The organism is Peribacillus sp. SIMBA_075 (genome assembly GCF_046534585.1).
In genome coordinates, this window is record NZ_JAWRYN010001040.1 from 1 (window position 1) to 256 (window position 256).

A 256-nucleotide genomic window follows, 5' to 3' on the forward strand; every position below is an offset into this window, starting at 1 on the left:
TCGCGCAGCGGGTCCTGGAACTGACCACCTCCGATGAGTCCGAGCTGATGGGCACCATCGAAGAAAATTTTGCCGCCCCATTCCGAGACGATCGTAGACATTTCTTTCAGCGGGAAAGGAAACAGCGTCATGGATGCACCGAGAGTGACCAATTTGGGGCGAACTTGTCTGGCTACCTTGGCGAATTCCTCCAGGTCGACAGTCAGTTCGATCGGGTCCATCGGCACGTCGGTAATATGTAAGCCGCGAACGCCAG

At 55.9% G+C, this 256-nt stretch carries 1 pseudogene; it reads right to left on the minus strand.

What is annotated here, in order from left to right:
- A pseudogene (locus tag SB775_RS31465) lies at positions 1-256 on the minus strand (serine hydroxymethyltransferase); the annotation flags it as partial.